Here is a 22,781-nt window from a genome sequence, read left to right as displayed (position 1 = left end):
GCTCCCCTCCCATTGCCGTAACCCGCCCTGTTGGCCCGGGCCGCCGTCGGACCCATCTTCAGGCCGGCAACACCAGCCTGGCCTCCCCCTGTTTCATACCGTTCCATCCCCGCTTTCAAAGGAAACCCATGCCGCACGCATTGCCCATCACCCGCCGTTCCGTCCTTGGCGCAGCAGCCCTTGCCGCTTCCGCGGTCCTGGCACTCACGGGCTGCGTTGCAGGGGAAGGTTCCTCCGGCAGCGCAGCCGCGGCCGGCAGCAGCAAGGGCGGCACACTCAACATCGACTTCGCCACCTACAACCCGCTGAGCCTGGTGATCAAGAAGCAGGGGTGGCTGGAGGCCAGCCTCAAAGACCAGGGCGTGACGGTGAACTGGGTGCAGTCCGCCGGGTCCAACAAGGCCAATGAGGCCCTGCGCTCCGGCGCCATCGACGTGGGTTCCACCGCCGGGTCCGCAGCCCTGTTGGCCCGCGCCAACGGCTCGGAAATCAAGACCATCGACATCTATTCCCAGCCCGAGTGGTCGGCCCTGGTGGCGCCCGCCGGCTCGGACATCACCTCCGTGGCCGACCTCAAGGGCAAGTCCGTAGCCGCCACCAAGGGCACCGACCCCTATTTCTTCCTGCTGCAGGCACTGGAGCAGGCGGGGTTGAAGCCCGGTGACGTGACGGTCCAGAACCTGCAGCACGCGGACGGCCGCACCGCCCTGGAAAACGGCTCAGTCCAGGCCTGGTCCGGGCTGGATCCGATCATGGCCGGGGCTGAGCAGAAGGGCGCCAAACTCTTTTATCGCAACCTGGACTTCAACACCTACGGCTTCCTCAACGCCACGGAACCGTTCCTGAAGAACAAGCCTGAACTGGCCCAGGCAGTGGTGAACGCCTATGAAAAGGCCCGCGCCTGGGCAGCACAGAACCCGGACCAGACCGCGCAGATCCTGGCCGACGCCGCCGGCCTGGACCCCGCCGTCGCTAAGACCGTGGTGCTGGAACGCAGCAACCTGGACGTCGATCCGGCACCGGGGGACGCGCAGCGCAAAGTACTGGAGAAGATCGGGCCCACCTTCGTGGAAACCGGTGACGTGAAGACGCAGAAGCAGATTGACGACGCCGTGGCCTCCCTTCTCGACGACTCGCTGGTGAAGAAGGCTGATCCGTCAGCCATTAAGGCCTCCTGATGACCCACCCAGGAGAGCCAAAGATCACCGGCAACAGTGTTGCGGACGGGCGTGCTGCAGCCGCCCCCGCAACAACGGCAGACGCAGCCCAGGCGGGTGCCGTACCGGCACCCGCTCCGGCAACGGGATGGTCTCCCGCCGGAGTCCGCACCAGGAACTGGGCGCGTCTGCCCCTTGGCTTGATCATCCCGGCTGCCCTCCTGGTCGCCTGGCAGGCAGCTTCCTCCAGCGGCCTGTTCACGGTAGTCCAGCTGCCTCCGCCCGCCATGGTGCTGGCCGCGGCCGGCGAACTCGTGGAACGCGGCGAACTGGGCATCCACATCGCCATCTCCACCCAGCGGGTCCTGATCGGATTCCTGGTGGGCGCCGCCCTTGGCCTGGTCCTGGGTGCCGGCGTGGGACTGTCCAAACTCGCCGACGCACTGCTGGCGCCCACCATCGGTGCGCTGCGCGCCGTGCCGTCCCTGGCCTGGGTGCCGCTGCTGATCCTGTGGATGAAGATCGGCGAGGACTCCAAGGCAACGCTCATCATCATCGGCGCGTTCTTCCCGGTATTCACCACGGTGTCCCTGGCGCTGCGCCATGTGGACCGCAACCTGGTGGAAGCCGCACGCGCCTTCGGGTTGAAAGGCGTCCGCCTCCTGACCACCGTGCAGCTGCCCGCCGTCGTTCCCGCAGTGTTCTCAGGGCTGCGCCTGGCGCTGGCCCAGGCCTGGCTGTTCCTGGTGGCGGCGGAACTGATCGCTTCCTCAATGGGGCTGGGCTTCCTGCTGATCGACTCGCAGAACAACGGCCGCACGGACCGGTTGCTCCTGGCCATCGTGATGCTGGCCGTGATTGGAAAAATTACCGACGCCCTGCTGGGGCTGGCCGAAAAATGGGCGGTGAAACGATGGGCCTGAGCACCACCGAAACCTTTGACCTGAACGCGGGCGTGCGCCGGGACAACGTCGTCTTTTGGGAGCAGCAGGCGCTGCGCCTGGACTGGGACACGCCCTGGCACACCGCGCACGGCTGGGTCCCGGCGGACCCGGAGGCCGGCCGCGGCCCGGAGATCACCTGGTTTGAGGGCGGGAAACTCAACGTGGCCGCCAACTGCGTTGACCGCCATGTCGCCGCCGGCCGCGGACAGAAGGTGGCCCTCCACTTCGAGGGCGAGCCGGGCGACCGGAAATCCATTACCTACGCCGAACTCCAGCGCGAAGTGTCCAAGGCAGCCAACGCCCTCCTGGCCCTGGGCATCAGCAAGGGCGACCGCGTGGTCATCTACCTCCCGGTCATCCCCGAAACGGTCATCATCACCCTCGCAGTGGCCCGCATCGGCGCCATCCACTCGCTGGTGTTCGGCGGCTTCTCCGCGGAGGCGCTGAAGTTCCGGGTGGAGGACACCGGCGCCAAGCTCCTGGTCACCACGGACGGCCAGTTCCGCCGCGGCGTGGCCGTCCCCGTGAAGGACAACGCGGACGCGGCAGTGGCCGGTGACAACGCCATCGAGCATGTCCTGGTGGTCAACCGCACCACGCCAGCTGATGAATTGGCGGCCGTCCACATGACGGAAGGCCGCGATGTGTGGTGGCACGACGTCGTCGACAATGCCGCGGACGTGCACCAGCCCGAAGCGTTCGACGCCGAAACGCCGCTGTTTATCATGTACACCTCCGGCACCACCGGCAAGCCCAAAGGCCTGGTGCACACCTCCGGCGGCTACCTGACGCAGGCGTCCTGGAGCTTCGAGCACCTGTTCAGCAACCCGGATCCGGCCTTCCGGGACCAGGACGTGCACTGGTGCACCGCTGACCTCGCCTGGGTCACGGCGCACACCTACGAGATCTACGGCCCGCTCTCCAACGGCGTGACCCAGGTGATCTTCGAGGGCACCCCGAACACCCCGCACCCGGGGCGGCACTTCGAAATCATCGAACGCTACGGCGTGACGCAGTACTACACCGCGCCTACCCTGGTCCGTTCCCTCATGGGCTGGTTCCCGGACGGCGTGCCGGATACCTACAACCTCTCCTCCATCCGCCTGCTGGGCACAGTGGGCGAGGCCGTCAATCCGGAAGCCTGGCGCTGGCTGCGGGAGAACGTGGGCGCCGGCAGCGCCCCCGTCGTGGACACGTGGTGGCAGTCCGAGACCGGCGCCACCATCCTCTCCCCCGCCCCCACGGACACCAGCTTCAAGCCCGGCTGTGCCGCGCGTTCGCTGCCGGGGGTCAGCACCAGGATCGTGGACGACGGCGGCAATAAAGTTGCGCCCGGCGTTCAGGGAAACATCGTGGTTGACTCCCCCGGGCCCGCCATCGCGCGCACCGTCTGGGGCAACCCGCGCCGCTACTTCGATTCCTACTGGAGCAAGTACGCGGACCGCGGCTGGTTCCTGGCCGGCGACGGCGCCAAGTACGACGCCGACGGCGACATCTGGATCCTGGGCAGGGTGGACGACACCCTCAACGTCTCCGGCCACCTGCTCTCCACCATCGAGATCGAGTCAGCGCTGGTGTCCCACCCGGAGGTGGTGGAAGCCGGGGTCTGTCCGGTCCCGGACCCGAAAACCGGCCACGCGGTGGTGTCCTTCGTCGTCCTGAAAACCGGCGCTGAAGCCCGCCTTGCCGCGGACGTGGCCCAAGAGCTCCGGAACCACGTGGCCAGGGAGATCGGGCCCATCGCCAAGCCACGCGACGTCGTCGTGGTCCCCGATGTTCCCAAGACGCGCAGCGGCAAGATCATGCGCCGCCTGCTCACCCAACTGTTCGAAGGTACCGCGCTGGGCGATACCACCTCACTCCAGAACGAACCGGCGATCGCAGGCATCCAGCACGTCCTGCACCAGCGGACCCTAGCAAAGGAAAATTCATGACCGAGATCAGCAACGTCGCCCGACTCTCCGAACCCCTCAAGTTCGCGTACTGGGTTCCGAACGTCTCCGGCGGCCTGGTGGTGTCCACCATCGAACAGCGCACCGGCTGGGACTTCGACTACAACAAGAAGCTCGCCCGGATCGCCGAGGACTCAGGCTTCGAGTACGCCCTGACCCAAACCCGCTACGCTGCCTCCTACGGAGCGGACAAGCAGCACGAGGCCACCTCGTTCAGCCTGGCCCTGCTGGCCGCCACCGAACGGTTGAAGGTGATCGCTGCCGTCCACCCCGGCATGTGGCACCCCGGCGTGCTGGCCAAGTACATCATCACCGCTGACCACATTTCCAACGGCCGCGCCGCCGTCAACATCGTCTCCGGCTGGCTGAAGAGCGAGTTCACCAACTTCGGCCTGGAATGGCTGGAACACGATGAGCGCTATGTCCGCACCGAGGAGTTCATCAACGTCCTGCGCGGTCTGTGGACCGAAAAGGAGTACAGCCAGTCCGGCAAGTACTACAACATCACCGACTTCACGCTGAACCCGGCGCCGGTTGACGTTCCCGGCCGCGCCCACCCCGAAATCTTCTTCGGCGGAAATTCGACGGCGGCCCAGGCCACGGCCGGCCGCGTAGCCGACTGGTACTTTTCCAACGGCAAGGACCTGGAAGGCTTCAAGGAAAACATCGCGGGCGTGGTGGCCGCCGCCGGCGAAACCCGGCGTGGCACCGAAGGCGCCTTGGCCGCACCCCGGTTCGGCCTCAACGGCTTCGTCATCGCCAGGGATTCAGAGAAGGAAGCCCGTGACACGCTGCGCGAGATCGTGGAGAAGGCACACAAGCCAGCTGTCCAGGGTTTCCGGGACGCTGTCCAGGAAGCCGGCGCCGCCACCAAGGACGGCAAGGGCATGTGGGCAGACTCCACCTTCGAGGACCTGATCCAATACAACGACGGCTTCAAGACGCAGCTGATCGGCACGCCGGAGCAGATCGCCGAACGCATCGTGGAGTACAAGAAGCTCGGCGTGAACCTGTTCCTGACCTGCTACCTGCACTTCCAGGAGGAGGTGGCGGCCTTCGGCCAGGACATCCTGCCGATCGTGCGCGAACTGGAGGCGGACCTGGCCCGGAAGAACGGGACCGAACTGGACCTGTCCAGCACTCCCGTCGCACAGGCGGTGGCTGTCTGATGGCTGACCGCACCTTCGGGTTCCGTACCCGCGCGCTGCACGCCGGCGGCACCCCCGACGCCGAACACGGCGCCCGCGCCGTCCCCATCTACCAGACCACGTCCTTCGTCTTCAAGGACACTGACGACGCCGCCAACCTGTTCGCCCTGCAGAAGTACGGCAACATCTACTCCCGCATCGGCAACCCCACGGTCGCGGCCTTCGAGGAGCGCATCGCATCCCTCGAAGGCGGCATCGGCGCTGTTGCAACCTCGTCGGGCATGGCTGCCGAGTTCATCACTTTCGCCGCGCTGACCCAGGCCGGGGACCACATCGTGGCAGCCTCCCAGCTGTACGGCGGCACGGTGACGCAGTTGGACGTGACCCTGCGCCGCTTTGGCGTGGATACCACGTTCGTGCCCGGTACCGACCCCGCTGACTATGCCGCGGCGGTCCGGGAGAACACCAAGGCGATCTTCGTGGAGGTGGTGGCCAACCCGTCCTCGGAGGTCCAGGACCTGGCGGGGCTGGCGAAGGTGGCGCACGACGCCGGGATCCCCCTGGTGGTGGACGCCACCTTGAGCACGCCGTACCTCGTGCGCCCCATCGAGCACGGCGCCGACATCGTGATCCACTCCGCCACGAAATTCCTGGGCGGCCACGGCACCACCCTGGGCGGCGTGGTGGTGGAAAGCGGCCGGTTCAACTGGGGCAACGGCAAGTTCCCCACCATGACCGAGCCCGTGGCTTCCTACGGCAACGTCTCCTGGTGGGGCAACTTCGGCGAGTACGGCTTCCTGACCAAGCTCCGCAGTGAACAGCTGCGCGACATCGGACCGGCCCTGTCCCCGCAGTCGGCGTTCCAGCTCCTCCAGGGTGTGGAAACGCTGCCCCAGCGGCTTGATGAGCACCTGAAGAACGCGCAGGCCGTGGCCGAATGGCTGGAGAACGATGACCGGGTGGCGTACGTGAACTACTCCGGTCTGCCCTCGCACCCGCACTTCGAACGGGCACGGAAGTACCTGCCGCTGGGCCCGGGATCGGTCTTCTCCTTCGGGGTGAAGGGCGGACGGGCCGCGGGCCGGAAGTTCATTGAGTCGCTGCAGCTGGCCTCGCACCTGGCCAACGTGGGTGACTCGCGGACCCTGGTGATCCACCCGGGCTCCACCACGCACCAGCAGCTGAGCCCCGCCCAGCTCGAATCGGCGGGCGTGCCGGAGGACCTGGTCCGCATTTCGGTGGGCCTCGAGGACATCGAAGATATCCTGTGGGACCTGGACCAGGCGCTGACCGAGGCGTCGGCGGTGGCGGCCGCGCCGGAACCCTTCAATGAAGAACCTGCAGACGCCTGCACGATCGGAGCAAACGCATGAGCACCGCTGAACGTACGTGGTCCGGCCCGTCAGCACCGGAGCGGCTGGCCCTGCTCCGGCAGGCGAAGTCGATTGCGATTGTTGGCGCGTCAGACAAACCGTCGCGGGCCAGCTACTTCGTGGCCACCTACCTGCTGTCCTCCACCCGCTACAAGGTGTACTTCGTCAACCCGGTGGTCAAGGAAATCCTGGGCCAGCCCACCTACGCCTCGCTTGCGGACCTGCCGGAGAGCCCGGACATCGTGGACGTGTTCCGCAAGCACGACGACCTGCCCGGCGTGCTTGCGGAGGCAGTGGCTGCGGGAGCCAAGACGCTGTGGCTGCAGCTGGGGTCCTGGCATGAAGGCGTGGCCGCGGACGCGGAAGCCGCCGGGCTCAAGGTGGTGATGGACCGCTGCGTGAAGATCGAGCACGCCCGCTTCCACGGCGGCCTCCACCTGGCCGGGTTCGATACCGGGGTCATTTCCTCGAAGCGGCAGGTCCTGTCCTGACTGTTTCCGCCTGACAACACCAAAGCGGGCCCGTTGGACGGGCCCGCTTTGGTGTCTGTCAGCTATTTTGCCGGGGGCGCCGGCTTCTGGTTGTTTCCCTGGCTTGCGCCCTGGCCTTTGCCCGGCACGGTGTCTCCAGCCCCCGCGGAGCCTGCCGCATTCCGGGCCGCCCCGGCCGGCGCCTCCCCGGCTGGCTCCGCACCGCCGGCCGCAGCATCCGGCGCCGGCACCCCATCCTTGCCGGAGGCGTCCGCAGCCGGGCCCGACGGTGTTCCTGCGGTCGCAGCCGCTCCACCGCCATCCTTGCTGCCGCCGGTTCCGGCCAATTCAGCAGCCCAAGCGGGCCCGGCCAAGCACTTCCCGGATCCCATGCCGGCGTCGTGCACCACCGGGCCCAGGCAGGCCGGCGGGCCCGTGTAACCGGCCAGGCCGGCATGACCGTGCAGGAGGCGGAACGCGCTTCTTCCCGGCAGCGCAGCCCCGCCCGGGGCCGGGGTTGAGGCGGTGGCGATAACGTCCGCATGCGCGTCCACCTCTGCCGCGGGATTGCCTGGGGCGGCGGCTGGCGGGCCGGCGTCGGGGTTGACCCACGGCGTCCAATCCTCCAGCAGGTGCCCAATGGCGCTGTTTCCGGGTGCAGTAGTGCTGGCGGCTACTCCCCCAACACCCAGCCCCATCCCGGCCACCAGGACCAGGCCCAGCGCTGTGGGGCGGTGCCGGCGACGGCGACGCGCGAGTTCATCGTCCGGCCGGTCATCGGACGGCTGGTCATCGGCCGAATCGTCATGGTCCGGCTGGTCCTCGGACGGTGCATCACCCGGCTCTTCAGCGGAGCGCCCATCGGAAGCAGCCTCCTTTGGCGCACTGCCGGCGGCAATCAGCACCGCGAGCTCCCCGGTAGGTGCCGGAGCGGGCAGCGAAGCCAGGGTACCCAGCGTGACCAGGGCGTCCCGAAGTTCCGCGTCCCGGCCCAGGCCGGCGTCCTGGAGCATATCGTCAACGAGCGTGACGAGGTTGTCCGAAGCGGATGTCATGGCGTGAAATACTCCCTCACTGCCGCAAGTTCCCGGAGTTTCAGCAATGCGCGCCGCTGGAGCTGCTTCACGGCGCCGGCGCTCTTATTGATGGTCTCCGCTGTCTGTTCCACCGTCAGGCCGCCCACCAGGCGCAGCGACAGCACTTCCCGCTGGTCCTGGGGCAGGGCGTCCAGCAGCCCGAGGATTTCCTGGGGTGAGATGCGCTGCAGGGCTTGTCTTTCCGCTGAGCTGTCCTGGCGCTGGTCAAGCTCGGGCTCGAACGGAAGCTTGACGGGGCTTCGGCTTTGGCGGCGGTGGTCGTCCACCATCCGTGCATGGGCAACCGAAAAGATGAAAGTGCGCAGCCCGGCATCTCCTCCGTGCACAGCGTCGAGCCGGGGCAGGACTGAAAGAAACACTTCCTGCATGGCCGCCTCCGGATCCTCTACTCCCCGGGCGGTGAGGTAGCCCAGTACCTGCGACGCGTATGTCTTGTAGACGACGTTGAAGGCAGGGGTCCCGGGAGCTGGCTGGTCCGGAGCCTCATCTGTCTGTGCATCAGTCACTGACGTAGTGCTTTCCGTCAAGGAGGGGGTTGGCAAGGCAGGCGCTCAGCACATCCGGAACGCTGCCCCTACTTTACCCTTCAGTAACTACCGCTGCCGGAACCGCCACGACGCCGGGCAAACGCGCCGTTACCGGGTCCGGCCTCTGCTGCCGGTTGAGCGGAAAGACAAAAGAGCCGGTCTGGAACGTGATGGGGGACAGGTTCCAGACCGGCACTTCATAGGGGTAATCGCTGCGCACCCCGAAAGGGTTACGCGATATCAAAAAAAATTCTTATGGTTTGTTCCGCGGCTGTCAGCGGGCAGCGGCCCTGGTCCACCGGGGCAGCGTCGCCTGCCGGCGCGGTGCCTTTGCCAGCGCGAACGGGTTCAATCTCGCGGGCATGCGCTCCTCGCTGCATACGGGTACGACGGCGGCGGGCCGCTCCGCGGAAGCGGCGGCAGCAGTGGCAACGGGCACGGTTGCGGGACGCGCCGCGGCCCCTGCGGGACAGAGGTCCGTGACCAAACCGGTGCCGGCACACTCGCGGACAGCAGCGATGCCGGCCGCGAGGGCCTGCTTGTCCTGGTACGGCCCGGAGACAGCCACCACTGCGCCATCCGGGGCCAGGAGCCGGAACCGGAAGAAGGAATCAGCGTCGATAAATGCTTCAAATTTTCCGGCCATGACGGTCTTTCCTTGGGCACCAGGGGTACTAACGAGTCTCACCGGTGCGCGTGCAGCCTCACAAGACCGTGCGCGTTAAGCCTGTGTAAATTGCTTACCACCCGCCAGGAACAACCCATGACGCGCAAACGGCAGGCCACCTGCAAAGGTGGCCTGCCGCCGTCGTCATCCTGCCCTGGAGGGGCGTGTCAGTCGTTGATGAGGTCGTTCACCACGATGGTCTGGTCCCGGTCCGGGCCCACGCCGATGGCGGAGAAGCGGGTTCCGGAGAGCTTCTCCAGCGCCAGCACGTAGTTCCGGGCGTTCTCCGGCAGGTCTGCCAGGGTGCGGGCGCCGGTGATGTCCTCGGTCCAGCCCTCGAAGTACTCGAAGATGGGCTTGGCGTGGTGGAACTCGGTCTGCGTCATGGGCATTTCGTCGTGCCGTACGCCGTCCACGTCGTAGGCCACGCACACGGGAATCTGTTCGATGCCGGTGAGCACGTCCAGTTTGGTGACGAAGTAGTCCGTGAAACCGTTCACACGTGAAGCATGGCGGGCCAGCACGGCGTCGTACCAGCCGCAGCGGCGCGGTCGGCCAGTGTTGACGCCGAATTCGCCGCCGGTCTTCTGCAGGTAGACGCCCATCTCGTCGAACAGTTCCGTGGGGAACGGTCCGGCGCCAACGCGGGTGGTGTAGGCCTTGATGATGCCGATCGAGCGCGAAATGCGGGTGGGGCCGATGCCGGAGCCCACTGACGCACCGCCGGCGGTGGGGTTGGAGGAGGTGACGAACGGGTAGGTGCCGTGGTCCACGTCCAGGAACGTCGCTTGGCCGCCTTCCATGAGCACTACCTTGCCCTCGTCCAAGGCGGTGTTCAGGACCAGGGTGCTGTCGATGACCAGCGGGCGGAGCCGGTCCGCGAAGGACAGGAAGTACTCCACGATCTCGTCCACCACCACGCCGCGGCGGTTGTAGACCTTGACCAGCAGTTCGTTCTTCTGGCGCAGCGAGCCTTCCACCTTCTGGCGGAGGATGGACTCGTCAAAGACGTCCTGGACGCGGATGCCCAGGCGGGCCACCTTGTCCATGTAGGCGGGGCCAATGCCGCGGCCGGTGGTTCCGATGGCGCGGCTGCCCAGGAAGCGCTCCGTCACTTTGTCCAGGACCTGGTGGTACGGGGCCACCAGGTGGGCGTTGGCGGAAACGCGAAGCTTTGAGGTGTCGGCGCCGCGGGCCTGGAGCCCGTCGATTTCCTGGAAGAGGGCCTCGAGGTTCACCACGCAGCCGTTGCCGATAATGGGAACAGCGTTGGGGCTGAGGATGCCTGCCGGCAGCAGCTTGAGTTCGTACTTTTCACCGCCTACGACGACGGTGTGCCCGGCGTTGTTGCCGCCGTTGGGCTTGACGACGTAGTCAACGCGGCCGCCCAGAAGGTCGGTGGCCTTGCCTTTTCCTTCGTCGCCCCACTGGGCTCCTACGATCACAATTGCTGGCATGGGATCCTCCCCCATTCGTTCGGGCTGCCCGGGTCCTGCCACCTGGTGGCGGGGCCCATGCTGCACCGTTCATGAGAATGCCCCGAATCGACCGGTCTTCGCTGGTCCGCGGGGCGGCACGGCGAAGCAAGAGTTCCGGGGCTCTTACCACCCAAGTTTAGCCGATGGGACACTTTGTCCACGGTTGGGGCCCGCCGCGGCCCTTGCTGAAGAAAGGGCCGCGGCGGCGCCGGGCTGTTACTCGTCTTCGGCTTCCCCTGCAGGCCGGGACGTCTGCTCGGCAAGCGTGTCCCAGAAGGAGGTGTCGGCGTCGGCAATTGATCCATCCGCGATGGCCGCGGCAGTGGAGGTCAGCGTGGTGACCGTCTGCTGGATCAGGTAGCCGTTGCTCCGCTGCCCCAGCGCATAGCCGTCCACGTAGTGGTCCGACATGCCGCGCATCTCGAAGAGCAGGGTGGCAATTCCGTATTCCACCGAAAGGCCGTTGCGGCTGATGGTCTCGGCACTGCCGCCCTGGTACTTGCCCAGGTGGCCCCAGCCGGTGGAGTCGACATTGTTGAAGACCACGGCGCCGAGCTGCTTGGATTTCTCCACGACGGCGGGGTCGGCGTTCGGGGTGGTGGGATACAGGATGGAGCCGGAGACCAGCTTTCCGTCGCGCTCGGCCCGGGTGCCCTGGTGGTGCAGGTCGATCATGTAGTCGATGCGGTACTTGCGCATCACGTTGTTGTGCAGCGCCTGGGTTTCCGGCTGGATCTTGGCCACGTGGTCCCGGTTCAGGTCCACACCCTCTGCGTTGTAGCGGGTGAGGTGCCGGTCCCCCTTGGCCAGATAGTCCTCCAGGGAGAAGTTGACGTCCCCCATGGCGCCGTCCGCATTGAGCATGGGCACGATCAGGATGTTCACGCCGTCCAGGATGCCTGCAGACTTTCCCGTCCCCAGGTGCTTGATGAACTCCATGGCACCTTCGGTGGTGAGCTGTTCATTGCCGTGCTGTTGGGTGAGGTACAGGATGGTGGGCTTGGCCGGATCCGAGATGTACTTCACCAGGTGGATGTCGCGGCCCTTGACGGTCTGGCCGATGACCTCCAGCTCCATGGCCGGCTGGCGTGCGTCCTGGTCCTTCAGGAACGAGACCAGCTGGTCATAGGTGGCCAGCTTCGACGTGGTGATCTGGCCATTGCCGTCGTAGGTGGGCCCTTCGCCCACGGCATTGGCCAGCGGCGCCGGGCCTGCCACGACGGCGAGCGCCAAGGCTCCGGTTACGGCAAGGATCCTGAAGGATTTCGTCACAGTGCGTTACCTCTTTCGAGTGCTTCGGGTACCGCCCAGCCGCTTCATCACGGCGGCGGCATGTGACACCCAGCCAAGCAAGCCTAACGAAAACTGTCAATACGCTGGACAAAACCTGAAAGCACACCTGTGAGCAGCGAAAATACCGGGCAGCGCCTTCCATTGGTGGAAGGCGCCCGGCGTTTCGTTTCCCCAGGCTTGGTAAACTGGCAAAGGCCGACCAGGAATCGGCCCACCCCAACTAACCACCGTTGATGATCCGCGCCGCCGTGCGCCCATTTTCGCCGGTGGAAGCAATATCAATCCCCGCAGGAGAACCAGCACTTCATGACAGCCCTGGCACCCGAAACATTCCACGAACAGCTCATGAGCCGCCGCTACGAACCCAGCGTTGCCGCCGTCAACGAGCTGTGCGATTCCCTGCAGGAGGCCAAGCCCGGAACCGTGGTGCCCTATGTGGACCCGATGCACGATGTGGAGGAAACCCGCATCATCAGCCTGTTCTCCAACATCGGTGAGACGGATCCGTCAGGGTTCATCACGGCCGGAGACCAGGATGCCGCTACCCGGATGCTGGGGATCCAGTGGAAGCTGGGCCTGCGCCCCGAGTTCGTCATGCCGTGGAACGTCCACCCTTGGCACCTTCCGGGCGAAGCCAACGGAAAGTTCACTCCGGACCAGATCCAGGCAGGCCTGAAGCCCCTGCTGAAGTTCCTGGCCCTGGTCCCCCGCGCCTCGGTGATCGTGGCGCACGGCACGGAGGCCAACCGCCTGGCCAACCTCCTGCTGAAGACCGAAGTGCCCCTGCTCTGGCGCCGCGGCCTGAAGACCTACAAGGTCCGCTCCCTGAGCGGCCGCGCCTTCGCCGGTTCCCCGGCACGCCAGGAGGAGTACCTGGAAGACATGCGCGCGGCTTACGCAGACGCCATGGCCCGCACGGGTATCGCCAAAGCTTAAGCAAACAGCTTCAAACAGACGACGGCGGGTGGCCACCTTTCAAGAAAGGTGGCCACCCGCCGTCGTCGTCTAAGCGCCCAGGGCTACTTGCCCTCGATGGCTGCCTTCGCCGTGGGGTCGGAGTCGTTCAGGAACTTCTCGATCCGCTCCGGCTCGTCAGCCTCGCCGATGGCCGCCGAGGCCCTGCCCAGGGAGTAGAGGGCCCGCAGGAAACCGCGGTTCGGCTCATGCTCCCAGGGGATGGGGCCCACACCCCGCCAGCCGTTGCGGCGCAGCGCGTCCAGTCCACGGTGGTAACCCACCCGGGCGTAGGCGTAGGAATCGATGGTGCGGCCCTCTGTCCATGCCTCCTCGGCCAGGACGGCCCACAAAAGCGAGGACGTGGGGTGCTTTTCCACCAGGTCCAGGGCCTCGTGACCGGCCGCGAGCTGTCCGTACACCTCGGTTTCGGCGGGCAGGAGCGTGGGCTCCGGCCCCATCAGGTTCCGGCGGAACTCGTCCGACATTTAGAAGGTCTTTCCGGCCGAACCGAGCTGCTTGGTGGCTTCCACCACGCGGGCTGCCAGGCCGGCTTCGGCGGAAGCGCCCCACACGCGGGGGTCGTAGGTCTTCTTGTTGCCCACTTCGCCGTCCACCTTCAGGACGCCGTCGTAGTTCTTGAACATGTGGTCGGCCACGGGACGCGTGTAGGCGTACTGGGTGTCCGTGTCGATGTTCATCTTGATCACGCCGAAGGAGACGGCGTCGGCGATTTCCTGGTCGGAGGAGCCGGAGCCGCCGTGGAACACCAGGTCGAACGGGTTGTCCTTGCCGATCTTCGAGCCCACCTGGGCCTGGATGTCCTTGAGGATCTCCGGGCGGAGCTTGACGCCGCCGGGCTTGTAGACGCCGTGGACGTTGCCGAAGGTCAGGGCCGTGATGTAGCGGCCGTTCTCGCCGGAGCCGAGGGCGTCGATGGTGGCCAGGGCGTCTTCCACCGTGGTGTACAGCTTGTCATTGATGGCGTTCTCAACGCCGTCCTCTTCGCCGCCGACGGTGCCGATCTCCACCTCGAGGATCATCTTGGCGGCGGCGGTGCGGGCCAGCAGGTCGCGAGCGATCTTCAGGTTCTCCTGCAGGGTCTCTGCCGAGCCGTCCCACATGTGGGAGTTGAACAGCGGGTTGCGGCCGGCCTTGACCTCAGCCTCGGAAGCCTCGAGCAGGGGCAGGACGAAACCGTCCAGCTTGTCCTTGGGGCAGTGGTCCGTGTGCAGGGCGACGTTGACGCCGTAGTTCTTGGCCACTTCACGGGCGAACGCTGCGAAGCCCAGGGAACCGGCAACCATGTCCTTGGTGGATGCGCCGGACCAGTAGGCGGCGCCACCGGTGGAAACCTGGACGATGCCGTCAGACTCCGCCTCGGCGAACCCGCGGAGCGCTGCGTTCAGCGTCTGCGAGGACGTGACGTTCACGGCCGGGTATGCGAAGCCGCCCGCCTTCGCGCGGTCGATCATTTCGGAGTAGATCTCTGGGGTTGCAATGGGCATGCTGGCTCCTCTGCTGAGTTTCGTCTGTGGGTGGAAGACCCTCAAGTAGACCGCTTACGGCTAGGCACCATCCTAGCCATTCCCGGGGCGGGAGGGTGTTTCGGGTCACCGCGCAGTAACACTCAGACGTGCTGGTTGAACACGTGCCGGCGGATCCAGGCGTGCATGGCGATGGCGGCCGCGGAGGCCGCGTTGATGGAGCGGGTGGAGCCGAACTGCTCGATGGACAGGGTGGCGGCGGCGGCCTGGTGGACTTCCGGAGTCAGGCCGGGGCCTTCCTGCCCGAACACCAGCACGCAGTCGCGCGGCAGCTCGTACGTCTCCAGCGGGACCGAATCCGGGAAGATGTCGATGCCGATGATCGCCAGCCCCTCCCCCTGCGCCCACTGGACGAAGTCCTCAACGGTGGGGTGGTGGCGGACGTGCTGGTAGCGGTCGGTGACCATGGCGCCGCGCCGGTTCCACCGCCGTCGGCCGATGATGTGCACCTCTTTGGCGAGGAAGGCATTGGCGGTGCGCACCACCGTGCCGATATTCAGGTCGTGCTGCCAGTTCTCGATGGCCACGTGGAAGTTGTGCCGCCGGGAGTCCAGCTCCGCCACGATCGCCTCGTGCTTCCAGTAGCGGTACTTGTCCAGGACATTGCGCCGGTCGCCGTCGGCCAGGAGGTCGGGGTCCCAGTGGTCGCCTTGGGGCATTTCCCCCTCCCAGGGCCCGACCCCGACCTCCGCCTTTGCGGGTTCGGCCTCCCCGGGCTCGTGGCGGGGTTCGTCTGGCAGGCCGGGCGTCTGGTTCACCCCTCAACACTAGACTGGACCACTGGAGCATTCATCACCGGTGGAGGTAGTCGTGGCAGAAGAAGACCAGGTAGCAGGAAACCCCGCGGTTTACCGCAGCGGCCAGGAGATTGAGTGCTGGCTGACGGACATGGACGGCGTCCTGGTCCACGAGAACCAGCCGATCCCCGGCGCCGCAGAGCTGATCCAGCGGTGGGTGGATACGTCCAAGCGCTTTCTGGTACTGACCAACAACTCCATCTTCACCCCCCGCGACCTTGCCGCCCGGCTGCGGTCCTCCGGCCTGGAGATTCCTGAGGAGAACATCTGGACCTCCGCGCTGGCCACGGCCCAGTTCCTCAAGGACCAGGTGCGCTCGGAGTCCGGGAACCGCGCCTACACCATCGGCGAGGCAGGGCTGACGACGGCGCTGCACGAGGCCGGCTTCATCCTCACCGACCAGAACCCGGACTTCGTGGTGCTTGGCGAGACGCGTACGTACTCCTTTGAGGCCATCACCACGGCCATCCGCCTGATCCTTGCCGGTGCCCGGTTCATCGCCACCAACCCGGATGCCACCGGCCCCTCGAAGGATGGCCCCATGCCGGCCACCGGAGCCATCGCGGCGCTGATCACAAAGGCCACCGGACGCGAGCCGTACATCGTGGGCAAGCCGAATCCCATGATGTTCCGTTCCGCCATGAACCAGATCGATGCGCATTCCGAGACCACCGCCATGATCGGCGACCGCATGGACACGGACATCATCGCCGGCATGGAGGCGGGACTGCACACCGTCCTGGTCCTCAGCGGCATCACGCACAAGGACGACATTGCCGCGTATCCGTTCCGGCCAAACCAGGTGCTGAACTCCGTGGCGGACCTGAAAAACCAGATCTAGAAGATGCTCACCCGGGAACCGCCCCGGGGCAGCGGGAAGAAACCGTCCAGCAGTTCCGCCACCAGGGGCCGGTAGATCTGCGGATTCCAGCCGGGGCTGGCGTGGGCAGGCGCCGCACCGGTTGTCTGCAGGTTGCTGGAGACCATGTTGTCCTTGAACACCACCGCCCAGGTTTCCGCCGCGGTTTCGTAATCGACTGTTTTGTCCTTGGGGTTGCCGATGTAGGCCATCTTTGCCGTCCCCAGCTTCCCGGCAAATTGGCGTCCCTCGAAGTGGTAGATGTACGCGGACTCCGTCTGAACCAGCACATTTGAAGGGGCGATCGGGGACAGCTGCTCCAGCGTCTGGTCCAGGATCTGGCGCCAGCTCCGTTCGTCCTTGTGGATGATGCGCTCCCCCAGCTCGTACCCGCCGCGCAGCGTGGACGGGAACCTGACGCCGCGTTCGTAAAGAAACACCACGCCGTCGAACCAGCTCTGGTCCAGGACGTCGTGGGCACTGTAGGGACTGGAGTCCAGGAGGATGAACTGCACCTGGACTCCCGTCAGGGCAAGCAGACGGGCGGCCACCTGGGTGGCGAGCATCCCGCCAAAGCTGTGCCCGTAGAAGAACAGCTTGGTGATCTTCTCAGCGGTGATGTAGTCGGTGATCGCGTTGACCACCTCGGCGATGTTCAGCCCCAGGTTGGAATATCCGACGGCGGCGAGCCGGGCGCGCTTGTTCAGCGCCCCGCGCATGGTGTTGAGGATCCATTGGGCCTCTTCCCAGCTTGTCTTGTACCCCGGGAACAGGAACCAGCTGGCATCCGGGTAGTAGGCGTCGGCAAAGTCGTCGGCAATGCTGAGGATCCTGGTGCTGCGGCGCTGGGACTGGACCTCGCGGGTCACCAGCATGTCGGCAGCGAGCAGCCCCGATGCCCCCGCGCCAGCCAGGAACGTGCGGCGTGAGAAGCGTTTAAGGGCAGCCGCCTCCGACAGCAGCCGGGCACCGGATACCCCACGCCGGCTCTGCGGACTGACCTCCCCCTCATACGGCACACTCCTACCGTAAGCCCACCCAAACGTGCCTCCGCAACGGGCGGGTTCAACCCTTGGGTGACGCAGGGGTCAGCTGGCTGCCTGGCCTTCCGTGGCGGGGAGGGGGGCTGACGGTTCCTGCTGGCGGCGGTGGATTTCGAGTCCGATGTCGTTATAGCGGCCCAGCAGGTCCGCGCTGTCCTGGGTCTGCGGGCTGTCGAGCAGCGCGAAGAGCGCGTCACTGGCCGCAAGGAGCTCGTCATTCGAATATTCCGTGAGTGGCCGGCCGTACAGCTCCTCGATCCACATGACGGGCAGGTGCGGATACTCACCGGCGAAGCGGCCGCCAGGGAACAGTTCCCGGATGTCATCGTCCATGGGCAGCGGCTGGTCACTGGAGGGACCGCCCAAGGAAGCGGTGCGGGCAAGGGGTGTCAGCTGGAGGGAAACCCCGGCGCTGCCACCGGCCAGGGTGTTGGCGTCCAGAACGTTCAGGTCACTGCGCAGTCCGGCCAGGGCGGAGGACTCCACAAGTTCGGCCTGCGACAGGTCGACGCAAATGTGGCAGCGGATGCCCATTCGCCGGACACGGCGGATGATGTGGATCAGGTGGGGGCGGGAACCGCACGTCAGGCTGCCCCGGACTTCAATCCGGACAACGTCTGCGGGGACATCATAGTTAACAACTGCTTCTAATGCTCGGTCCATAGGTACTCCAAAAGAGGTCTATGGCCGACGGCTCAACCTCCGCAAGCGTAACCTTCACGGGAGCCCCCGCACAACCCGTCCCTTAGGAGCGTGTGCCCTGGCTTACCTTGCCCGGTTCCTCGTAGTGCGTCCGGGCACCGGTGCCGCCCACCGAATCCACCAGGGTTTTGGCGATGTCCCGCAGCTTGGTGTTGCTGTTGCTGGACGCCTCGGTGAGGATTTGGACGGCAGCCTGCTGGCTGCAGCGGTTTTGTGCCATGACAATGCCAACGGCGATGTCAATGATGGTGCGGGACTCCAGGGTGGCCCGGAGGTTTGACGCGCTGTCGGCATGCAGTGAGAACCGGACGGCAAGGCGCAGGGCCTGTGAAATCTCGCGGGTGAAGTCCCTTGCCCTGGCCGCGGCGTTCCCCTCGAATTTACGGGGAACATCGGAATAGAGGTTCAGGGCCGCCTTGGCCTCGCCCTGCAGGGTGAACGGGAGGGAGAGCACCGAGCGCAGCCCGTGGGACGCGACGGCTGTGGCGTAATCGGGCCCCCACCGGTTCTCCTCCAGGAGGTCGGGAACGTGGACTTCACGTTCCTCCTCAGCGGCCGTAAGGCAGGGGCCCTGGGACAGCGAATACTGGATTTCGTCCACTTCCCGGGCGGAGTCGCTGCTCCAGCCGATGGTGGCCGCCTTGCGGTCGCGCAGCAGGGTGATGCCGCACAGGGCGTCGTCGCCGTCGCCGGCCATCTGGTGGGCGGAGAAACGGGCCAGTTCGTTGAGGAAGTCCTCGAAGTCGGCGCTTTCCAGGATGAGGTTCTGGACCTGGTCGGTTGCGCTCAAAGGCTGTTGTGGGGGGAGCAAGGTGCGGGGTCTCCAAGCAACTAAAAAGTGTTACCGCATATCATAAAACAGCGCCAACAGCCCGGCCAACTGCCATCCTCTTGCCGCCCCCGGACTCCTGCCCGGGGGCCCTGCAGGACTAAGCCAGTCCCAGCTCGTCCTTGCCGAACGCGAACAGGTACGGAACGCCTGTTTCGGCTTCGATTTTTTCCTTGGCGCCGGTATCACGGTCCACGATGACGGCCACCGCCACCACGTTGCCGCCGGCTTTCCGGACGCCTTCCACTGCGGTCAGCGCAGAACCGCCGGTCGTGGAGGTATCCTCCAGGACCAGGACCTTGCGCCCCTCGACCGACGGGCCCTCCACCTGCCGGCCCATGCCGTACGACTTCTGGGCCTTGCGGACCACGAAGGCGTCAACGGCCCGGCCGGCATCAGCGGCAGCATGCATCACGGCGGTGCCAACGGGGTCGGCGCCCATGGTCAGTCCGCCCGCGCACTCAAAGTCGATCCCGGCGTCGTCCGCCAGTGCGAGCATTACCTGGCCCACCAGCTTGGACGCCTCGTGGTGCAGGGTGATGCGGCGGAGGTCGATGTAGTAGTCAGCCTCGGCTCCGCTCGAGAGGATCACCTTGCCGCGGACCACGGCGAGTTCCTTGATGAGTTCGAGCAGGCGGGCGCGGGCAGCTGCGGTGTCGACCGCAGTGTCAGTGGGCGAAGTCATGGGCTCAAGTTTAGTGGGTGGGTTGACGGTCAGCGGGCGGGCAAAGCCCGGTGCATGTTCGGGGCGCGGCCCGAAGGCGATGACGCGCGGCAGGACGCGCTTGACCACCGGGTTGTGGCGCAGGACGAAGAAGGCCAGCCGCTGGATCGAGAGCGCGGTGCGGGCATGATCGCGGCCCAGGACCCCACCGGACAACCTCCCCGCGAAGAGCGGAACGAACACCACCCGGTGCATGACCCGCTGCACGGTCTGGACCATCACCGTGGGCATGCTGCGGCGGCGCTGGATCGCGGCAAGGGTCCGGGTCCGCACCCGGCCCCGGCGCAGGTCCGGTGCAAGCCGTTCCGCGGCGGCCACTGCGTCCTGGATGGCCAGGTTGATGCCCACGCCCCCGGCCGGTGACATCGCATGGGCGGCGTCCCCGATGCACAGGAAACCGTCGATATACCAGCGCCGCAGGCGGTTCAGTTTGACGTCCAGCCAATGCAGGTCATCCAGGCTGCGGATCGAGTCAACGCGGTCGGCGAGGTCCGGACGAAGTGCCGCCACGCGCTGCCGGAACCGTTCCACGCCGCCGGCCCGGATCGTGGCATCCGAGCCCTTGGGAGCGAGGTACCCCAGCTGGTAGTAGTCAGTGCGGTTGAGGGCAATCATGGCATCCCGGTCACCCAGTGAGGGAACCACACCCGCCACTTCGCCCTGCTCTGAACCGCGGCGCGGGAGCCTGAACCACCAGGTGTCGAACGGCACCGGGAACTCCCTCGTGCGCATTCCCGCGGCCTGGCGCAGCACTGAATGCCGGCCGTCCGCGGCCACCACGGTGTCTGCATGGAGGACGTGTTCGGCCCCGTCGGCGGCGCGGTACCGCACGCCGGTGACCCGGCCGCCGTCGAACTCCAGGCCGGTGGCCCCGCTCTCCATGAGGAGCGTAAACGTCGGTTCCGCAGCGGCAGCGGACGCGAGGAAATCCAGGAAGTCCCATTGGGGCATCATGGCCACGTAGTTGTATGGGGGTTTCAAAGAGTCGAAGGCCGCCAGGGTGACCAGCCCGGCCCCCGGGACCGGGACCGCCACGTTGGTCAGCCGGCTCTGCGGCAGGCTGCGGAACCCGGCTCCCAGGCCAAGTTCGTCGATCAGGCGGATGGTGGAGGCATGTACCGTGTCGCCGCGGAAATCGCGCAGGAAGTCGCGGTGCTTCTCCAGGACCGTCACGTGCACCCCGGCGCGCGCCAGCAAAAGCCCCAGCATCATTCCCGCCGGGCCCCCGCCCACCACGGCACACCCTGTCCGCTCCATGCGTTCACGCTACGCCCCGGACGGGCCGCCCGGAACAGTTGAGGGTTGTTGACTGCGCTGGCTAGGCTGGACCACATGCGCGAACTCCAGGCCAAGATCATTGAAGAAATGGGCGTTCAGCCCCGGATCGATCCCGCAGGGGAGGTGCGCAAACGCGTCACGTTCCTCAAGGAATACCTGAAGGCAACCCACACCAAGGGCTTTGTCCTGGGCATCTCCGGCGGCCTGGATTCCTCCTTGGCCGGAAAGCTGGCACAGCTGGCGGTGGATGAGCTTGAGGCCGAGGGCGTGGAGGCCAATTTCGTGGCCGTCCGCCTGCCGTACGGCGTGCAGCATGACGAGGAAGACGCCCAGGCAGCGCTGGACTTCATCAAGGCCAAGACGGAATGGACGTTCGACATTTCCGCTGCGGTTGACGGTTTTGAAGACGAGTTTGAAAAGACCGTGGGCTCGGAGATCTCCGACTTCCACAAAGGCAACACCAAGGCACGCACCCGCATGATCGCCCAGTATGCATTGGCTGGCGAATTCAACTACCTGGTGCTCGGCACGGACCATGGCGCCGAGTCCGTCACCGGCTTCTTCACCAAGTATGGCGACGGCGGCGCGGACATCCTGCCCCTGTTCGGCCTGAACAAGCGGCAGAACCGGGCCTTGCTGGCTGAACTGGGAGCGCCCGCCCGCGTCTGGGAAAAAGTGCCCACCGCCGACCTGCTCGATGACCGGCCCGGCCGCACGGACGAGGACGAGCTGGGCCTCAGCTACGACCAGATCGACGACTACCTCGAAGGCCGGGAGGTTCCGGAGGCGGTTGCCGAATCGATCGAGCAGAAATACCTCCGGACCCGCCATAAGCGCACCGTGCCGGTGACCATCTTTGACACCTGGTGGAAGCACGAGGGCCCGGAGGAGCCCCGCGCCGGACTCTAGGCAGCCTCGCTGAATCCCCACCCTTGGGGAGCACGACGGCAGGCGGCACCGAAAAGGCGCCGCCCGCCGTCGTCGTTCCCCGCCGTTGCCTTGGAGACTCAGCGGGCCCGCCGACCGCCGCCAAGCTGCTGCGTGATCCGGTGCGCCTCCGCCATGAGGAGGCCGCCCAGTTCCTCCTGCCGTTCCGGCTTGAAGCGCGGCTCAATGCCCGTCAACGACAGCGCCCAGGCAGGTTTCCCGGAGCGGTCGAACACCGCGGCACCCATCCCCCAGCTTCCCTCCAGGACCAGCCCGGGGTTCACCGAATAGCCGGCCAGCCGGGTGCGGGCCAGGTTCTCCCGCACCAGTCCGGGCCTGTGGTTCCCGGCAAACTCTCCTGCGTGTCCGCTCCAGCGGCCCAGCAACTCCTCCTGCTCGCTTTCGGGAAGGAAGGCCATGATGGCGGTCCCGGCCGATGCGACCCCCAGCGGGAACCGGACACCCTCGTGCAGGACGAAGGAGCGGACAGGAAAGCTTCCCTCCTCACGCAGCAGGCAGACCGTCCCGGCGCCGCGGCGGATGGAGAAGAAGGCGCTCTCGCCGGTGGCCTGGGCCAGCCGCCGGAGGCTGGGCCGGGCGATGTCCTCCATGGGGAACCGCGCCGAAGCCACCGAACCCATGAGCAGGATTTCCGGGCCCAGCACCCAGTTGCCCGTGACAGGCTCATGGTCCAGCAGGCCTTCCGCGGCAAGGGATGTCAGGAGCCGGTGGACCGTGGGACGGGTAAGGCCCGACTCCCGCACGAGCCCCACCAGCGGCATCCCCTCCGCGCTCCGGCCCACCAGCCTCATCAGCCCGGCGATCCGCGTAACCACCTGCGCGCCCTGCACCGGCATAGCCGCCATAAACCCTCCCTAACGTCCACAATATGGATACCTGCAATCGTACTGTCCACACTGTAAATGAGCTATTGCGGATCCTTGACAGACGAAAGCAAGCGCCCGTAGTCTCCAAATTCAGATCCCCGGTATCCACTTAGTGGACACCGCCGCGC

Annotated in this window: 22 protein-coding genes and 1 pseudogene; 9 read left to right on the top strand and 14 right to left on the bottom strand. The window is 66.2% G+C overall.

The window, feature by feature from the left end:
• Positions 1-128 precede the first annotated feature (128 nt).
• From FBY36_RS11855 to FBY36_RS11830, 6 genes are read left to right on the top strand one after another with little or no spacing between them, the layout of a single operon-like run.
• A complete protein-coding gene (locus FBY36_RS11855) occupies positions 129-1,178 on the top strand; it encodes an aliphatic sulfonate ABC transporter substrate-binding protein (RefSeq protein ID WP_142119627.1) in 1,050 nt (349 codons plus the stop codon).
• Complete coding sequence (locus FBY36_RS11850) at positions 1,178-2,080, top strand: ABC transporter permease (RefSeq protein ID WP_142119625.1); 903 nt, start codon at positions 1,178-1,180, stop codon at positions 2,078-2,080. Before FBY36_RS11855 ends, FBY36_RS11850 begins: the two co-directional genes overlap by 1 nt.
• Positions 2,056-4,035, top strand: a complete 1,980-nt coding sequence (acs, locus tag FBY36_RS11845; protein ID WP_442858241.1) for an acetate--CoA ligase — start codon at positions 2,056-2,058, stop codon at positions 4,033-4,035. Before FBY36_RS11850 ends, acs begins: the two co-directional genes overlap by 25 nt.
• Positions 4,032-5,222 (top strand): dimethylsulfone monooxygenase SfnG, encoded by a 1,191-nt coding sequence (gene sfnG, locus FBY36_RS11840; protein ID WP_142119621.1) that lies wholly within the window; start codon positions 4,032-4,034, stop codon positions 5,220-5,222. The genes acs and sfnG overlap by 4 nt, the downstream gene beginning before the upstream one ends.
• Entirely contained in the window at positions 5,222-6,574 is a 1,353-nt protein-coding gene (locus tag FBY36_RS11835) for an O-acetylhomoserine aminocarboxypropyltransferase/cysteine synthase family protein (protein WP_142119619.1), read from the top strand. The genes sfnG and FBY36_RS11835 overlap by 1 nt, the downstream gene beginning before the upstream one ends.
• Positions 6,571-7,065: a CoA-binding protein gene (locus FBY36_RS11830; RefSeq protein ID WP_142119617.1), complete on the top strand. Its 495-nt coding sequence runs from the start codon at positions 6,571-6,573 to the stop codon at positions 7,063-7,065. The genes FBY36_RS11835 and FBY36_RS11830 overlap by 4 nt, the downstream gene beginning before the upstream one ends.
• Before the next feature lie 62 nt (positions 7,066-7,127).
• On the opposite strand, the gene FBY36_RS11825 is transcribed toward FBY36_RS11830, so the two are convergent.
• The 5 genes from FBY36_RS11825 to FBY36_RS11805 form a co-directional block, all read right to left on the bottom strand.
• The gene (locus FBY36_RS11825; protein ID WP_142119615.1) at positions 7,128-8,099 is read right to left on the bottom strand and encodes a hypothetical protein; all 972 of its coding nucleotides are present in this window, start codon (positions 8,097-8,099) and stop codon (positions 7,128-7,130) included.
• Complete coding sequence (locus FBY36_RS11820; protein ID WP_142119614.1) at positions 8,096-8,647, bottom strand: RNA polymerase sigma factor; 552 nt, start codon at positions 8,645-8,647, stop codon at positions 8,096-8,098. The genes FBY36_RS11825 and FBY36_RS11820 overlap by 4 nt, the downstream gene beginning before the upstream one ends.
• 295 nt (positions 8,648-8,942) lie before the next feature.
• A complete protein-coding gene (locus tag FBY36_RS11815; RefSeq protein WP_142119612.1) occupies positions 8,943-9,314 on the bottom strand; it encodes a YegP family protein in 372 nt (123 codons plus the stop codon).
• 188 nt (positions 9,315-9,502) lie between these two features.
• A complete protein-coding gene (locus FBY36_RS11810) occupies positions 9,503-10,792 on the bottom strand; it encodes an adenylosuccinate synthase (protein WP_142119610.1) in 1,290 nt (429 codons plus the stop codon).
• A gap of 237 nt (positions 10,793-11,029) precedes the next feature.
• The gene (locus tag FBY36_RS11805) at positions 11,030-12,085 is read right to left on the bottom strand and encodes a M14 family zinc carboxypeptidase (RefSeq protein ID WP_142119608.1); all 1,056 of its coding nucleotides are present in this window, start codon (positions 12,083-12,085) and stop codon (positions 11,030-11,032) included.
• A gap of 327 nt (positions 12,086-12,412) precedes the next feature.
• Between FBY36_RS11805 and FBY36_RS11800 the strand changes: the two genes are divergently transcribed.
• Positions 12,413-13,042 carry a uracil-DNA glycosylase gene (locus FBY36_RS11800; protein WP_142119606.1) on the top strand — a complete coding sequence of 210 codons (630 nt, stop codon included), beginning with the start codon at positions 12,413-12,415 and terminating at the stop codon, positions 13,040-13,042.
• Between the two features lie 83 nt (positions 13,043-13,125).
• On the opposite strand, the gene FBY36_RS11795 is transcribed toward FBY36_RS11800, so the two are convergent.
• The 3 genes from FBY36_RS11795 to FBY36_RS11785 all read right to left on the bottom strand — a co-directional run bounded on the left by FBY36_RS11795 (position 13,126) and on the right by FBY36_RS11785 (position 15,365).
• The gene (locus tag FBY36_RS11795) at positions 13,126-13,548 is read right to left on the bottom strand and encodes a DUF3151 domain-containing protein (protein ID WP_142119603.1); all 423 of its coding nucleotides are present in this window, start codon (positions 13,546-13,548) and stop codon (positions 13,126-13,128) included.
• Positions 13,549-14,568: a class II fructose-bisphosphate aldolase gene (gene fbaA / locus FBY36_RS11790; RefSeq protein WP_142119601.1), complete on the bottom strand. Its 1,020-nt coding sequence runs from the start codon at positions 14,566-14,568 to the stop codon at positions 13,549-13,551. It abuts the gene before it with no gap.
• A 122-nt stretch (positions 14,569-14,690) separates the two neighbouring features.
• Positions 14,691-15,365 (bottom strand): TrmH family RNA methyltransferase, encoded by a 675-nt coding sequence (locus FBY36_RS11785; RefSeq protein WP_142119598.1) that lies wholly within the window; start codon positions 15,363-15,365, stop codon positions 14,691-14,693.
• A gap of 40 nt (positions 15,366-15,405) precedes the next feature.
• Between FBY36_RS11785 and FBY36_RS11780 the strand changes: the two genes are divergently transcribed.
• Positions 15,406-16,245: an HAD-IIA family hydrolase gene (locus FBY36_RS11780; RefSeq protein WP_056337160.1), complete on the top strand. Its 840-nt coding sequence runs from the start codon at positions 15,406-15,408 to the stop codon at positions 16,243-16,245.
• Here FBY36_RS11780 and FBY36_RS11775 read toward each other — a convergent pair.
• The 5 genes and pseudogenes from FBY36_RS11775 to FBY36_RS11760 all read right to left on the bottom strand — a co-directional run.
• Complete coding sequence (locus FBY36_RS11775) at positions 16,242-17,282, bottom strand: alpha/beta fold hydrolase (RefSeq protein WP_142119596.1); 1,041 nt, start codon at positions 17,280-17,282, stop codon at positions 16,242-16,244. The genes FBY36_RS11780 and FBY36_RS11775 overlap by 4 nt on opposite strands.
• A gap of 69 nt (positions 17,283-17,351) precedes the next feature.
• Entirely contained in the window at positions 17,352-17,969 is a 618-nt protein-coding gene (locus FBY36_RS11770) for a hypothetical protein (RefSeq protein WP_142119594.1), read from the bottom strand.
• An 82-nt stretch (positions 17,970-18,051) separates the two neighbouring features.
• Positions 18,052-18,798 carry a GAF and ANTAR domain-containing protein gene (locus FBY36_RS11765; RefSeq protein ID WP_235008807.1) on the bottom strand — a complete coding sequence of 249 codons (747 nt, stop codon included), beginning with the start codon at positions 18,796-18,798 and terminating at the stop codon, positions 18,052-18,054.
• 139 nt (positions 18,799-18,937) lie between these two features.
• Positions 18,938-19,522: an orotate phosphoribosyltransferase gene (pyrE, locus tag FBY36_RS20705; protein WP_200830576.1), complete on the bottom strand. Its 585-nt coding sequence runs from the start codon at positions 19,520-19,522 to the stop codon at positions 18,938-18,940.
• 48 nt (positions 19,523-19,570) lie between these two features.
• A pseudogene (locus FBY36_RS11760) lies at positions 19,571-20,818 on the bottom strand (FAD-dependent oxidoreductase); the annotation flags it as partial.
• 75 nt (positions 20,819-20,893) lie between these two features.
• On the opposite strand from FBY36_RS11760, the gene nadE reads away from it, so the two are divergent.
• On the top strand, positions 20,894-21,748 hold the full coding sequence (gene nadE, locus FBY36_RS11755; RefSeq protein WP_142119588.1) for an ammonia-dependent NAD(+) synthetase: 855 nt from the start codon (positions 20,894-20,896) through the stop codon (positions 21,746-21,748).
• Between the two features lie 98 nt (positions 21,749-21,846).
• Here nadE and FBY36_RS11750 read toward each other — a convergent pair whose 3' ends face one another.
• Positions 21,847-22,632 carry an IclR family transcriptional regulator gene (locus FBY36_RS11750; protein ID WP_142119586.1) on the bottom strand — a complete coding sequence of 262 codons (786 nt, stop codon included), beginning with the start codon at positions 22,630-22,632 and terminating at the stop codon, positions 21,847-21,849.
• Positions 22,633-22,781 lie beyond the last annotated feature (149 nt).

The sequence above is a fragment of the Arthrobacter sp. SLBN-122 genome (assembly GCF_006715165.1).
Classification (GTDB): Bacteria; Actinomycetota; Actinomycetes; order Actinomycetales; family Micrococcaceae; genus Arthrobacter.
Note: the sequence above shows the minus strand (reverse complement) of the source record. Positions and strands in the feature narration are given on the sequence as shown.